12 protein-coding genes are annotated in these 14,795 nt (G+C 71.3%); all 12 read left to right on the top strand.

What is annotated here, in order from left to right:
• The first annotated feature begins 382 nt into the window (after positions 1-382).
• Positions 383-2,683 carry a chemotaxis protein CheA gene (locus C503_RS0128195; protein WP_018685573.1) on the top strand — a complete coding sequence of 767 codons (2,301 nt, stop codon included), beginning with the start codon at positions 383-385 and terminating at the stop codon, positions 2,681-2,683.
• Entirely contained in the window at positions 2,680-3,111 is a 432-nt protein-coding gene (locus tag C503_RS0128200; protein ID WP_018685574.1) for a chemotaxis protein CheW, read from the top strand. Before C503_RS0128195 ends, C503_RS0128200 begins: the two co-directional genes overlap by 4 nt.
• Positions 3,112-3,252: 141 nt before the next feature.
• Entirely contained in the window at positions 3,253-4,896 is a 1,644-nt protein-coding gene (locus tag C503_RS0128205; protein WP_018685575.1) for a methyl-accepting chemotaxis protein, read from the top strand.
• Between the two features lie 187 nt (positions 4,897-5,083).
• Entirely contained in the window at positions 5,084-5,953 is an 870-nt protein-coding gene (locus tag C503_RS0128210) for a hypothetical protein (protein ID WP_018685576.1), read from the top strand.
• 355 nt (positions 5,954-6,308) lie between these two features.
• Positions 6,309-7,388, top strand: a complete 1,080-nt coding sequence (locus C503_RS0128215) for a protein-glutamate methylesterase/protein-glutamine glutaminase (RefSeq protein ID WP_018685577.1) — start codon at positions 6,309-6,311, stop codon at positions 7,386-7,388.
• Positions 7,385-8,221: a CheR family methyltransferase gene (locus tag C503_RS41190; protein WP_018685578.1), complete on the top strand. Its 837-nt coding sequence runs from the start codon at positions 7,385-7,387 to the stop codon at positions 8,219-8,221. Before C503_RS0128215 ends, C503_RS41190 begins: the two co-directional genes overlap by 4 nt.
• Positions 8,215-8,598, top strand: coding sequence for a response regulator (locus tag C503_RS0128225; protein ID WP_033401148.1), 384 nt, complete (start codon positions 8,215-8,217; stop codon positions 8,596-8,598). Before C503_RS41190 ends, C503_RS0128225 begins: the two co-directional genes overlap by 7 nt.
• Positions 8,598-9,077: a chemotaxis protein CheX gene (locus C503_RS0128230; RefSeq protein WP_026316775.1), complete on the top strand. Its 480-nt coding sequence runs from the start codon at positions 8,598-8,600 to the stop codon at positions 9,075-9,077. The genes C503_RS0128225 and C503_RS0128230 overlap by 1 nt, the downstream gene beginning before the upstream one ends.
• A complete protein-coding gene (locus tag C503_RS0128235; RefSeq protein WP_018685581.1) occupies positions 9,074-9,436 on the top strand; it encodes a response regulator in 363 nt (120 codons plus the stop codon). The genes C503_RS0128230 and C503_RS0128235 overlap by 4 nt, the downstream gene beginning before the upstream one ends.
• A 4-nt stretch (positions 9,437-9,440) precedes the next feature.
• Positions 9,441-9,917, top strand: coding sequence for a hypothetical protein (locus C503_RS0128240; protein WP_018685582.1), 477 nt, complete (start codon positions 9,441-9,443; stop codon positions 9,915-9,917).
• Positions 9,918-10,139: 222 nt separating this feature from the next.
• On the top strand, positions 10,140-12,179 hold the full coding sequence (locus tag C503_RS0128245; protein ID WP_018685583.1) for a flagellar biosynthesis protein FlhA: 2,040 nt from the start codon (positions 10,140-10,142) through the stop codon (positions 12,177-12,179).
• Positions 12,157-14,790 carry a hypothetical protein gene (locus tag C503_RS0128250; RefSeq protein ID WP_156893580.1) on the top strand — a complete coding sequence of 878 codons (2,634 nt, stop codon included), beginning with the start codon at positions 12,157-12,159 and terminating at the stop codon, positions 14,788-14,790. The genes C503_RS0128245 and C503_RS0128250 overlap by 23 nt, the downstream gene beginning before the upstream one ends.
• The last annotated feature ends 5 nt before the right edge of the window (positions 14,791-14,795 follow it).

Here is a 14,795-nt window from a genome sequence, read left to right on the forward strand (position 1 = left end):
TCCGGCGTTGATCCGCGCGGGTTCACCCTCGGCCGGGAAGGTCCGGCGACGGTCGTCGGCCCTGGAGTTCCGTGTTCACGCGTGCAGCGCTGCCGGTACCGGTGGCATTCACGTCCGCCCCGTCCGCCCACCCCGCCCGGACCGGGGAAGAGGCACGGCTCACTTGGCGGCCGAACTGCACCCCGCGTCCCGTACTCTCGACCTCCCCACGCCGGGGGCGCTCGTGCTCACCATCACCGTGATCTGAGTCGCCATGAAAAGGTGCATTGATGCACCGACGTTCACCTGGTCGTGCACCCAGAAATCCTCACGCAAATGCTCAGGCCCTCCGGGACGTCGCCGATGACAGCGGGCGACACCGGACCTGGAAGCGTGGTGGAGCGTGGAAGACTTCGATGATGTGGTCCAGGAATTCCTGGTCGAGAGCTACGAGAACCTCGACCAGTTGGACCAAGACCTCGTCGCGCTAGAACGCGACCCGACCGCTCGCGACCGACTCGCGAGCGTGTTCCGGACCATTCACACCATCAAGGGGACCTCGGGGTTCCTGGCGTTCGCCAAGCTGGAGCAGGTCACCCACGCGGGTGAGTCGCTGCTGGCCCGCCTGCGCGATGGTGCGCAGGTCCTGGACCGTCGGGGCGCCGACGTGCTGCTGCGCGTCGTCGACATCGTGCGCGCGCTGCTCGCGCAGATCGAGCGGGACGGCCAAGAGGGCGAGATGGACATCCGGTCCGTCATCGTCGAGGTCGAGGCGTGCATCACCGGCGAGGGTGCCCCCGCCCCGCTGCCCGCCGCCGACAGCGCCGCCAAGGCCGAGAGCAAGTCCGAGACCGAGCCCGCGAAGTCCGAGGCGTCCGCGCCCGCCGAGACCCCCGCCGAGCCGGTCGCCGACGCGCCCGCCGCCGTCGACACCCCGGCCGCCGCGCCGACCGCCGACGCCGCCAAGACCGCCGACGCGGCCCCGATGGAGGAGCCCGCCAGCCGTCGCGGCGTCGCGGACACCTCCGTGCGCGTGGACGTGGAGCTGCTGGACAAGCTGATGCGCCTGGTCGGCGAGCTCGTGCTGACCCGCAACCAGATGGTGCGGGCCACCGAGCACAACGGCGACCACACCCTCAGCCGGGCCGCGCAGCGACTCAACATCATCACCAGCGAGCTGCAGGAAGGGGTCATGAAGACCCGCATGCAGCCCATCAGCCACCTGTGGTCCAAGCTGCCCCGGGTCGTCCGCGACCTGAGCAACTCGCTGGGCCGTCAGGTCCGGCTGGAGCTGGAGGGTGCCGAGACCGAGCTGGACCGCAGCCTGCTTGAGGCGGTCAAGGACCCGCTGACCCACCTCGTGCGCAACGCGGTGGACCACGGCCTGGAGGCACCGGAGGACCGGGTCAAGGCGGGCAAGCCCGCCGAGGGCACGCTGACCCTGCGCGCCTACCACGAGCACGGCCACGTGGTGGTCGAGGTCGCCGACGACGGCAAGGGCGTGGACCCGAAGCTGATCGGCGCCACCGCGGTCAAGCGCGGCCTGCTCACCGAGACCCAGGTCGCCGCCATGGACCCGGACGACGTGCTGCGCCTGGTGTTCCGCCCCGGTTTCTCCACCGCGGCCAAGGTCAGCAACGTGTCCGGCCGCGGTGTCGGCATGGACGTGGTGCGCACCAACCTGGAGGCCATCGGCGGCGCGGTCGACCTGCGCTCGGTGGTCGGCAAGGGCACCACCTGGCGGTTGACCATCCCGCTCACCCTGGCCATCGTGCAGGCGCTGATCGTGGAGAGCGGCGGCGAGCGCTACGTGCTGCCGCAGATGTCGGTCCGCGAGCTGGTCTCGGTCGAGGGGCAGACCTCGGCGCGCATCGAGTACGTCTCCGGCGCCCCGGTCTGCCGCCTGCGCGGCAGGCTGCTGCCGCTGGTCCGGCTCAACGAGGCCCTGGGCGGTCCCGCCGAGCGTCCCGAGGAGAACGGCGAGGCCATCTACATCGCGGTGCTCAACGGCGAGGGCCACGAGTTCGGCCTGGTCGTCGACCGCGTGCTGACCACCGAGGAGGTCGTGGTCAAGCCACTGGCCAGCCACCTCAAGGACGTCGGCTGCTACGCCGGTGCCACGATCCTGGGCGACGGCCGCGTGTCGCTGATCCTGGACGTGCTGGCGCTGGCCCGCAACGCGCACCTCGGCTCGGCCGAGCGCGCCGCCGCGGCCGCCGCCGCGCTGGCCGAGGCCGCCGCCGCGCTGCGCGGCGAGTCCCGCGACCGGCTGCTGGTCACCCGGGTCAGCGACCGCCGGGTCGCCATCCCGCTCAGCATGGTCACCCGCCTGGAGGAGTTCCCGGTCACGGCCATCGAACGGGTCGGCAGCCGCGAGGTCGTCCAGTACCGGGGTGCGATCCTGCCGCTGCTGCGCCTGTCCGGGCTGCTCGGCTCCTGGTCGGAGGACGTCTCCGACACCGTCCCGGCGGTCGTCTACTCCTCCGGCGGCCACTCGGTCGCGCTGGCGGTGGACGGCATCCTGGACATCGTCGACGACACCGCGCCGCACGGCCCGGCCGACGGCGACGGGCTGTCCGGCTCGACCGTGATCGACGACAAGGTCACCGAGCTGCTGGACATGCGGCGGGCGATCATGGCCGCCGACCCGGACTTCGACCTGCCCGAGTACGAGACCCCCGACTACCTGGTGGAGGCGTCGTGAGCACCTACCGATACGCCACCTTCGAGGTGGCGGGCCAACTCTTCGGGCTGGAGGTGGGCGAGGTGCAGGAGGTGCTCGCGTTCAGCGAGTACACCCCGGTGCCGCTGGCCCCCGGGCACGTCGGCGGCCTGTTCAACCTGCGCGGCCAGGTCATCGCCGCGCTGGACCTGCGGGTCCGCCTCGGCGAGCCGCGGGTGGACCGCGCCGGTCCGGCGATGAACGTCATCGTGCGCACCGACGAGGAGTCGGTGAGCCTGCTGGTGGACCGCATCGGCGACGTGGTGGAGCTCGACGACACCGCCGCCGAGCCGGTGCCGGACACCCTCAGCGGTCCGGCCCGCGAGCTGATCACCGCGGCGTACCCGCTGGCGGACCGCCTGATGCTCGCGCTGGACGCGCGGGCGGCGGTACGCGGCGAGGCCGCCTGACACCCCTACCGGTCCGGGTATCGACTGTCCCCGGCGGCATCTCGCCGCCGGGGACGGCCCCGGACCGCACCCGTGCTGTTCCCCTTGCCATACCTCTCCTCGCCGCGACGACGCGGCACCTGCGAAGGGCAACCGGACGCGATGTCTGACTCGACCACCCCCGACGCGCGCCGGGGCGGCCTCGGCCGGTTCCTCGCCGACCGCTCGCTGGCCACCAAGATCTTCGCCGCCATCGCGCTGCCCGCGGTGGTGGCCATCGGCGTCGGCGTGCAGGGCATGATCATGACCCACGACGGGGCGCAGACCTCGGCCAGGATCGGCCGCAACGCCGCCGCCGTCGGGGAGATCAGCAACTTCAACAGCCAGGCCATCACCGCGACCTCGTTCCTGCTCAGCTCCTTCATCACCAGTGACGCGAGCCGGGTCCAGACCGAGGTCCAGGGCACCACCTCGGCGATCGCCGACCTGCGCAAGTCCCTGGTGGGCTTCCAGGGCACGCTCGCCGCCGACCCGACCGCGAGCCAGAACGCCAAGGACGTGCTCGCCGGCATCCTGGGCAACCTGGACAAGCTGTCCTCGGTGCTCGACGACCAGGTCTTCCCGCTGGCCACCGCCGGGCAGTCCGAGCAGGCGCTGGTGCTGTTCAACGGCGCGGGCCAGGCGGTCATGAACGACATGGGCAACGGTCTGGCCCAGCTCCAGCAGATCGAGCTGACCGACGTGGCCGGGGGCGTGGCGGACGCCGCCTCCGCCAGCGACACCGCGCGCTGGACGATGCTGACCTCGCTGGGCGCGGGCCTGCTGCTGGCGCTGCTGCTGGGCTGGGTCACCATCCGCGGCATCACCCGCTCGATCGGCGCGGTGTCCAGCGTGCTGGAGTCGGTGGCCGACGGGAACCTGACCCGCCAGGTCGATGTCCGCTCCGCCGACGAGGTCGGCCGGATGGCGACGTCGCTGAACAAGGCCACCGCGAGCATGCACGACACGGTCACCGCGATGGCCAGGGGGATCGACTCGTTGGAGGGCGCCACGCACGAGATGACCGGGATCGCGGGCAAGGTCGGCCGGGCCACCGACGAGACCAGCAGCCAGGCCGGTGTGGTCGCCGCCGCGGCCGAGCAGGTCGCGCGCAACGTGCAGACCGTGGCCACCGGCGCGGACGAGATGTCCGCCTCGATCAAGGAGATCGCGCAGTCGGCCAACGAGGCCGCGGACGTCGCCGGCCAGGCCGTGTCCGTCGCGGCCACCACCAACGGCACCGTCGCCAAGCTGGGCGAGTCGTCGATGGAGATCGGCAACGTGGTCAAGGTCATCACCTCGATCGCCGAGCAGACCAACCTGCTGGCGTTGAACGCCACCATCGAGGCGGCTCGGGCGGGCGACGCGGGCAAGGGCTTCGCCGTGGTGGCCAACGAGGTCAAGGATCTCGCCCAGGAGACGGCGAAGGCGACCGAGGACATCTCCCGCCGGGTCGAGATGATCCAGGCGGACACCACGAACGCCGTGCACGCCATCGACGAGATCTCCGAGATCATCGGCCGGATCAACGACTTCCAGCTCACCATCGCCTCCGCGGTGGAGGAGCAGACCGCCACCACCGCCGAGATGAACCGGAACGTGGGCGAGGCCGCGGCGGGTGTGTCCGAGATCGCAGCGAGCATCGCGGGCGTGGCCGACGGGGCCACCAGCGCGACCTCGGCGATCGGCGAGTCGGACCAGGCGATGGGCGCGCTGACCCATCTTTCGGCTGAACTACAGGAGCAGGTCAACCGCTTCACAACCTGATTAATCCCGGGTCACCCACACGGTCCTCATTGATCACAGTATGCTCGCATGTGGACAGTCCGAGCTGGACAGAGGGCAGAAACCGGGCGGCGCCGTTCCTCACCCCCCAGGGACGGCGCCGTCGCTCTGAGTAGTATTATCGGCTGATATGTACTCTTTCGGTAATCGAGAGGTGCATACTGCTCAGATGTACAGCCTCGTCAGTGCCCCCGTTCTGGGGTTCGATCTCACCCGCTTGGAGGGCGGGCCTGCAACGGCGGACATTCTGCTGACGTTGCTGGCCCAGACCAGAGCCGGTGTCGAAGGGCTTGCCCGGCACGCCGCCCCGCAAACCCCCGCCCTGGCCCTCGCCCGCTCGCACGCCCTGCGCGCGGCCACCGAGAAGCCGTCCGTCCGCGACCTCGCGGGCCCGTCCGCGGTCAGCCTGCTGCAACGCGCTCCCATCGGGACGCTCGCCGCACTGCTGCACTGCCTGCGCACCGACATCCTGGTGCCGGACCGCGATGACGCCACCGTCGACACCCCGCCCGCCGACGCCCCCGAGGACGCGGTCGCCATGGTCACCGACGCGGTCTGCGCGACCTACCTGCGCGAGTCGCTGACCGACACCGACCGTCGGGTGCTCGCCGCCGCCTGGCTCTCCGCCCGTCGGCACCTGGCGAAGACCACAGTGGACCTCGGGCCCGCGACCCAGCCGGTGCACCGGCTGCTCGACCGGGTCCGCTCCGCCCACCCCGCCGAGGTGCGCGCCCTGGGGGCGTCCGCGGAGCGGATGCGCGCGGGCCAGGTCAGCTGGTCGGCCGCGATGCACTCGGCCGCCTGGGGCGTGCACCTGGCCGGACGGGTCCGGGCCGCCGCCGCGGCACAGCTGATGCTGGTGCGGGCCGTGGACACCGCGGGCATCTCGGTGGACGACCGGGCCAGCGGCGTGTGGAACGTGCTCAGCGGCGCCGCGCAGGCGCTGATGGTCCGCGACCTCGTCGACTCCGAGTCCGCGCAGGAACTCCTCATCCCCGCCCTCACCGCGTTCGGCCCCGACTGGCTCGCCGACGCCTGAAAGTCCCGTCCGGGTCACCCGTTCGGCTGGAAGCCAGACCCATCTTCAGGTCCCCGTTGTACCCCTGCGAGGTTGCGGCGCGCACGACGATGTGACGCCGACAACTCGCTCCCACACTTCCCCCAGGGCCCGCGCGAAACCGCGCGGGCCCTGGGCTTTTTCGACCGGAACCCCTTGGTTCCGGCGCCCCGGCGCCGACTACCGGATCGAACCGATGCGACAACCGTTCGGCACCGAAAAACCGTGAACCGGCTGAGAACTCCCCCTGACGAGCGCTCAGGACCGCGTGGACCCGGCCGATGCAGCAGTTGTCGCGGAGGTCAGGTGCCTCCGCCGCGATCTCGGAGGGCCCACTGTGATCACGGTGCTGGTGGTGGACGACTCGGTGGTGATCCGCCGGCTCGTCACGGACGTGCTCTCCGCCGATCCGAAGGTCCGCGTCATCGGCACGGCCCCGGACGGCAAGATCGCGCTGGCGAAGATAGCCCAGCTCAAACCCGACGTGGTCACGCTGGACGTGGAGATGCCCGTGCTCAACGGCGTCGAGACGGTCCGCGAGATCCGCAAGACCAACCCCAAGTTGCCGGTCATCATGTTCTCCACGTTGACCAGTGACGGTGCCGAGGCCACGGTCGCCGCGCTCGCCGCGGGGGCCACGGACTACGTCACCAAGCCCGCCAACGCGGGCAGCGTCAACAAGGCCGTCAACGAGGTGCGCGAGCAGCTGCTGCCGCGCATCCACGCGCTGTGCGGCAAACCGGTCTACGCCCCGCCGCCGCCGCGTCCCCCGGACGCGGCGAAGAAGGCAGCGGGGCCGAGGCCACCGGTGCAGGCCGTGTTCATCGGATCGTCCACGGGCGGTCCGGAGGCCCTGCGCACGGTGCTGACCAAGTTGCCGGCGACCCTGCCGGTACCGATCCTGGTGGCGCAGCACATGCCCCCTGTGTTCACCACCATGCTCGCCCGCCGCATCGACCAGGAGAGCGCCCTGCGCGTGGTCGAGGCGACGGAGGGCGATCCGCTGCGGCCCGGCAGTGTCTACATCGCACCGGGCGGGCGGCACATGGAGGTCGTCAAGGCCCCGGGCGGTGCCCGGATCCGGTTGCACGACGGCCCCATGGAGAACCACTGCAGACCGGCGGTGGACGTGTTGTTCCGCTCCGCGGCGCGCGTCTACGGCGCGGGATCCCTGGTCGTCATGCTCACCGGCATGGGCCAGGACGGAAAGCTCGGCACCCAGGGCCTCGCCGCCCTCGGGGCCGGGGTGCTCGCCCAGGACCAGGCAAGTTCCGTGGTCTGGGGGATGCCCGGGGCTGTCGTCAGCGCGGGCTTGGCCGACGCGGTACTGCCGCTCGGACAGATCGCGGAGAACATCGTCGCCCGCCTGCAAGCGAAGGCGACCGCAACTGGAAGGGAGGTGGCGCGGTGGAAATGACCCCGGCGCTGTTCGCGTTCGTGGCCGACCTGGTCTACCGGGAGGCCGGCATGGTGCTGCGCCCCGGCAAGGAATACCTGGTCGAGTCCAAGCTCAAGCCAGTGGCCAAGAACACCGGGCACCCCACGGTGGGCGCGTTGGCCAACGCGCTTCGGACGGGCTCGGCCTCCCTGCGCACGCAGGTGGTCGAGGCCCTGACCATCAACGAGACATCCTGGTTCCGGGACCGGGAGCCGTACGCCGCGCTGCAGGATGTGATCCTGCCCGACGTACTGTCCAACTCGACCGGTCCGGTGCGGATCTGGTCGGCGGCGTGCTCCAGCGGCCAGGAGCCGTACAGCATCGCCATCACCCTGGAGAAGGCCCTCCCGATCGGGCGCAGCTACCAGATCATGGGTAGCGACCTGTCCGAGGAGATGCTGCGGCGTTCGCGCGCGGGCAGGTTCAACCAGTTGGAGATCAACCGGGGACTCCCGGCGACCGACCTGGTGACCTACTTCCAGCGCGCTGGAGCGGAGTGGGAGGTGATCCCGCGGATCCGGCAGAACCTGTCGTTCCAGCGGGTCAACCTCTGCGCGACGCTGCCGCCGATGCAGAAGTTCGACGTGGTGTTCCTGCGCAACGTGCTCATCTACTTCGAGCCGGAGACCAAGCGCGCGGTGCTCGACCGCATCCGTCAGGTGCTCAACCCCGGTGGTTGGCTCCTGCTCGGCGCGGCAGAGTCCACTGTGGGCATCGACTCCGTGTTCGAGCGGGTGCCGGTGGGCCGGACCGCCATCTATCGGGCGCCTGCCCGTGAACGCCAACTGGTGAAAGAGGTGACGCAGTGCTAGGGATTGTGATCGACGATTCCCGGGCCATGCGCAAGATTCTCCGCGGCCTGTTGGCCGACCTCGGGTTCGAGGTTCTGGAGGCGGGCAACGGCCGGGAGGCGCTGGACTTGCTCCAGAGCGATGGTCGCGTGCCCGACCTGGCGCTGGTCGACTGGAACATGCCCGTGATGACGGGACTGGAGTTCGTGGTGGAGGCGCGCAAGCTCTCCGAACTGCGCCAGATGACACTGATGATGGTGACCACCGAAAGCGAGCACGGACAGATCGTGCGGGCGCTCGCCGCCGGTGCGCACGAGTACGTTATCAAGCCGTTCACCCGTGACGGAATCATTGACAAGCTGGCCCTACTCGGCCTGGTCCCGGTGGGGGTCCTCTGATGACGAACGATGTTGCTACCACTGTTGAGGTCGACCTCGACATGATCGCCGAGCAGGTCTGGTCGGCGTTCCTGAACAGCGGCGAGGACGAGGCCGTGTTCGCCGCCGAGGACAAGGGCGCGCACATGGACCTGGCGGCCTCGGTCGCGATGGTCGGTGCCTACGAAGGTCACCTGATCGTGTCGTGCTCGCACAAGGCGTCCCGCGACGTCGCGTCCGTGCTGTTCGCGATGGAGGTCGACGAGGTCAGCCAGGACGACATCGGCGACGCGCTCGGCGAGCTTGCCAACGTCCTCGGCGGTAACGTCAAGAGCGTGCTGCCGTCCCCTTCCCAACTGTCGCTGCCCCGCGTCTCCGCCACCGAGCACGAGCGCTGGCCCGGGACCGTCGAGGTCTCCCGGACCGTCGTGAGCTGGCGCGGCGAACCCTACGTCCTCACCCTGCTCAGCGGGTCGAACCACCAGGAGGTGTCCGCATGAAGATCCTGGTGGCCGACGACAGCAGGGTCATGCGCCAGATCGTGATCCGTACCCTGCGTCAGGCCGGGTTCGAGGACCACGACATCGTCGAGGCCCCGGACGGAGCCGCCGCCCAGACCTCTGTGGCGGAGGAGAATCCGGACCTTGTACTGTCCGACTGGAACATGCCGAACATGAGCGGCATCGAGCTGCTGCACGCTCTGCGCGCCAGCGGCAACACCGTCCCCTTCGCGTTCGTCACCTCGGAGTGCTCCGACGAGATGCGCACGAAGGCAGAAGAGGGCGGCGCACTTTTCCTTATCAGCAAGCCGTTCACCGCGGAGACCTTCCGCGAGCGGCTCGGCGACATCCTGGGGTGAGGTCATGACGGAGACGCTGCCGGTTCCGAAACAAGTCCGCGACGTCCTGTCCGACCTGCTCGGCCGTGACGTCACGGTCAACATCACCGATCCGCCCTCGGCGGACGCCCCGGCCGTGGCGGTCTATGTCCGAGGCACCGGGATGACGCTGCACGGGGTCATCGGCTTCGACCTGCCGCTGGCGGCCAACGCCGCCGCCTCGGTCGGTCTGGTGCCGCCGGGCGGTGCGGCCGCCTGCGTGGAGGACGGCGAGCTGAGCCCACTGCTCAAGGACAACCTCGGCGAGGTGTGCAACATCCTTTCCGGACTGTTCCACCAGGAGGGTGGACCGCACGTGCGGTTCCACAAGCTGCACACCCCGGTGGCCGACGTGCCCGGCGACGTCCGGTCGCACCTGGCCGCGCTGGGCAGCAGGCTGGACCTGACGGTCGAGATCGCGGGGTACGGCAAGGGCACGATGTCGATCGTGGCCGCGTTGTAGTGGCCCGACCCAGGGGGTCGGGCCACTGCCCAACTGAGCGTGGGCCTCATCCCCGGATCAGGGGATGAGGGCTCCACGATCGGGTCTTTTTCGGTTCCGGGCAGTAGTGCGGGGTCAAGTCCTCAGCAATCCTGATTGCCTGCCGACAAGGAGGGAGCGAGACGCCAGGAAGGCAGCGCGAGGCCAGGGATCGGCCGGCCACCGGACTATCCGGGATGGACGATGAGTTCGAGGCGACTGAGCCAGTTCGCGGTACCCGCGGGCGTCATCATGATCATCGTACTGATGGTCGTGCCGATGCCGACCTTCATGCTGGACATGTTCATCGTGATGAACATCGGTCTGGCGCTGCTGATCGTGCTGATCAGCATGCAGGTGCGCAAGCCGCTGGAGTTCTCCGTCTTCCCCTCGGTGCTGCTGCTCGCCACGCTCTTCCGGCTCGCGCTGAACATCAGCGCGACCCGACTCGTGCTCCTCGACGGCGACGCCGGGGCGGTCATCGGCGCCTTCGGCCATGCGGTCGTCGGCGGCTCGCTGGTCGTCGGCCTCGTCGTCTTCTTCATCCTCATCGTCATCCAGTTCGCGGTCATCACCAACGGCGCGGGCCGGGTCGCCGAGGTCGGCGCCCGCTTCACCCTGGACGCCATGCCCGGCAAGCAGATGGCGATCGACGCCGACCTGAACGCGGGCCTGATCGACGAGCCGGAGGCGCGCAAGCGGCGCGCCGAGGTCACCGCGGAGGCCGACTTCTACGGCGCCATGGACGGTGCGTCCAAGTTCGTCAAGGGCGACGCGATCGCCGCGGTGGTCATCACCCTGATCAACCTCATCGGCGGCTTCTCGGTCGGCCTCATCCAGAAGGGCATGTCCGCGAGCGAGGCGATGAACTCGTACTCGCTGCTGACCGTCGGCGACGGCCTGGTCTCCCAGATCCCCGCCCTGCTGCTGTCCGTCGCCACCGGCCTCATCGTCACCCGCGCGGCGGGCGAGCAGGACATGGGCAGCATGGTGACCAGCCAGTTCACCGCCAACCGCAAGGCGATGAAGATCGGCGGCGCCGCCCTGCTCGCGCTGTCGCTGATGCCCGCCATGCCGATGATCCCGTTCCTGCTCGTCGGCGGCGGCCTGCTGATCGTGTCCAGCCGCAAGCCCAAGGCCGAGGTGCCCGAGGAGATCGCCGCCGAGTCCGAGCAGGCGCCCGCGCCGGACGCCACCGAGACCCTGATCGCCGAGATGCGCGTCGACCCGCTGGAGCTGGCCCTGGCCACCGACCTGGTGGATCTGGTGGACGCCGCGGGCGGCGACCTGCTGGACCGGGTCCGGGCACTGCGCCGCAAGATCGCGCTGGAGCTGGGCGTGGTGATGCCGCCCGTGCGCACCCGCGACGACCTGGACCTGCCGCTGTCCTCCTACGTCATCCGGATCAACGGCGCGGACGTCGCCCGCGGCTTCGCCCCGCCCGGCACCGTGCTGGCCATCGGCGACGGCCTGGACTCACTGCCCGGCCGCGCGGGCACCGAGCCGGTGTTCGGCCTGGAGGGCAAGTGGGTGCCCGCCGAGCTGCGCCACCAGGCCGAGGCGCTCGGCGCCACCGTGGTCGACCGCGCGTCGGTGCTGGTCACCCACCTCGCCGAGGTCGCCCGCACGCACGCGGGCCGACTGCTGGGCCGGGAGAACGTGCGCCAGCTGACCGACGTGGTCCGCCGCACCCACCCGGTGGTGGTCGAGGAGCTGACCCCGGCCCTGATGAGCCTCGGCGAGATCCAGCGCGTGCTGCACCGGCTGCTCGATGAGGGCGTGCCGATCCGCGACCTGGTCGGCATCTACGAGGCGCTGTCCCCGGCCGCCAAGGCGGGCGCCGACATCGACCGGCTGGTCGAGGCGGCCCGCGCCGCGCTCGGCCCGGCCATCGCCGCCCGGCTGGCCATCGACGGCGTGCTGTCGGTGATCACCATGGACCCGCGGGTCGAGCAGGCGCTGCTGGAGAGCGTGCGGGTCACCGACGCGGGCGACCGGCTGGCCATCGACCCGCACGTGCTGGAGGCCCTGGTCGGCGAGGTCGCAGGCCTGGCCGGTCGCGCCGAGGCGCAGGGCTACGCCGCGGTGCTCGCCTGTGCGCCCCGCCTGCGCACCCCCCTCTACCGCCTGGTGCACGCCGCCGTGCCGCGGCTGGCCGTGCTGTCGTATTCCGAGCTGTCCGGTGGCACCCACCGGATCGAGACCGTCGGAGTGGTGAACAGTGGCTACTCGATTGCTGCTTGAGGGACCTGATCTGGAAGCGCTCCTGGACCGTGTTCGCACCGAACACGGCTCGGACGCCCGCATCGTCTCCGCCGACCGCCTGCGCAAGGGCGGCGTGGCGGGGTTCTTCTCCAAGCAGTGGTTCGAGATCGGGATAGAGGTCCCGGAGCCGGGGGACCCGGCGGTGCCCTCCGCCCAGGTCCTCTCGGTGTCCGACCTGTTGCAGCTGGCCGACAAGAAGGACGGCGCGGACGTGACCGACCGCGTCCCGGAGCCGCGCGGCGGGGACGAGCCCATCGAGGAACCCAGGTCCCGTGACCCGTTCGCGTCGTTCTTCGCCGCTGCCGGGGGAGACGCGGCCAACGGCGCGGAGGTCGCGGCCACTGCGGCCGGTGCGGCCGCGCGGGCGGCGGCGGGCATCGCCAAGCCCACCGAGGTCGCACCCGACGAGATCGGCCCGGTCGTCCCGCGCTTCGGCGGCTCGGAGAGCGACCCGGTCGCCGCGCTGCGCGCCCGGGCAGGCTCGGCGGGGCTGAACCCGGCGGCCGCGGCGCCGACCCTGCCGTATGAGTCCGAAGTGGACCTGCACGCCGAGTCGCCGGACCCGGACGCCATCCGCGCGGCCGCGCTGCGTGCGCGCGCGGCTGCCGCGCCCGAGGTCGCGGAACCCGAGGACCCCGATGCCGTCCGCGCCGCCGCTTTGCGCGCGCGTGCCGGTGCGGCGAGCATGCGCCCCGCCGAACCCGAGATCGATGCGCCGGATCCCGACGCCGCCCGCGCCGCTGCCTTGCGCGCGCGGGCCGGTGCCGCCAGCCTGCGCACCCGCCCCGAACCAGCCGGTCCCCACCAGGAAACCGGCACCGCTGGAGCAGGCTCGGGGGCAGGCTTCGGCAGCGGGGCCGCGCCGGTGACCGGCCGGACCATGGCGGACGCGTTCCGGCCGATCGACGAGGTCGCCGAGGAGCAGGCCGCCGGTCGCGACGTCGGCTACGCGGGTGCCTCGGCCGGACGCGACGAGTTCAGTGGGGGACCTGAGGTCGGCGGTGCCGGTCGTGGTTCCGGCCCTGGGCGTGGTTTCAATGGCGCGGGTTCCGAAGATGTGGGCTTTGCGAACGGTTCGGCGGGTCGGGGGCAGGAGTTCGCTAGCAGGCCTGGGGCAGGCGGGGCTGGGCGCGGTTTCACCAATGGTGCGGGTGCTGCCGGGGTCGGCTTCGAGACCGGTGCGGCCGGTCGGGGTGGTCAGGAGTTCGCCGGGGGGACTGGGACCGGGCGGGGCTTCGGTGCTGGTCTCGGTGCCGGGTTCGCCGGTGCCGGGCGGGGACCCGACGGTGGCGTGGGTTCCGCCGATGTCGGCTATGCGAGTGGTGCCGCCGGTCGGGGTGGCTCGGAGTTTGCCGGGGCTGGAAACGGATTCGGGGGCGGAATGGGCTACACGGAGGTCGGCTACGAGAACGGCTCGGCTGCTCGGGGCGGGCCGGAGTTCGCCGGTGGGCCGGGGGCGGCGGACCGGGGCCTCGGCGGCGGTGTGGGGTCGGCCGATGTCGGGTACGAGCGCGGTTCCGCAGGCCATGAGTCGGGTATGGCCGGGGATGCGGGTGACTATGTCGGTTCCTCCGGCGGGTACGACGCGGGCGGGTCCGGTGTGACCGGCCGTGGTGGTTCGGCCGTCGACTACGCAGCCGGGGCCGGGTTCGCCGGTGGGCCGGGAGCGGCGGGGGCGTGGGCTGGGGCCGAGCCTGCTGTGGATCAGCGGTTCGCGGGTATGGGGGCCGCGCATCCCGGTCTGCCCAGTGTCGATGAGCTGTGGGGGGACGAGCAGTGGGAGCGTTCGGCTGTCGTCCCGCCCGGTGAGGAAGTCGAGCCTGCTGAGTTCCCGTCCGTGCGGCGGCCGTCGGGGCAGGGTGGGCCGCGTATGTTCACCGCGCGTCCGGTCGACGCGCCCGAGGAGCACGAACGGGTGGACTACGACGACCTGCTCGTCGCGCCCCGGCTGCCGTCGAGCCCGGCGCGGCACGCGCTGCTGGAGGAGGACGAGTCCGTTGATGTCGACATGGGCCCCGCTTGGCCGACCGCGGACGAGCCGCGACTGGTGAACGACCCGACGCCGCGGCCGCGGCGTCGGTGGGACACGCCGATCCCGAAGGACCTGCTGGTCGCCATGCCGGGCAAGGTCATCGTGGTGGCCGGGTCGGTGCAGCAGGCGACCACGGCGGCCGAGTGGATCTGCGCCAGGATGCGCCTCGGCGCCGGGGCCGTGCAGGTGGCGGGCCCGGACCAGATCGGCCGCGGCCGCATCCTGGGCCCCGAGCACGCCGCCGACCTGGCGCGCGACCTGCGCCGCAGCCCGGTGCCCTCGGTCGTGGCCATCGACGCCGCGGTCGAGGACCCTGACGGCGGCCGCTGGGCGGGCGCGGTCGCCAAGGCGCTCGGCGCCAACCACGTGGTGGCGGTGGTGGACGCCACGCGCAAAACCGCTGACCTGCGCAGGCACCTTGCCGACCTCGGCGGTGTCGACGCACTGGCCGTCTACGGCACCACCGCCAGCACCGACCCCGACTCCGTCCGCGAACTAGGCCTCCCCATCCTGACCATCGACGGCGTCCCGCCGACCCCCGCCCGCCGCGGCTCCTGACCCGC

Source organism: Actinokineospora enzanensis DSM 44649, from assembly GCF_000374445.1.
In the GTDB taxonomy this organism is placed as follows: Bacteria; Actinomycetota; Actinomycetes; order Mycobacteriales; family Pseudonocardiaceae; genus Actinokineospora; species Actinokineospora enzanensis.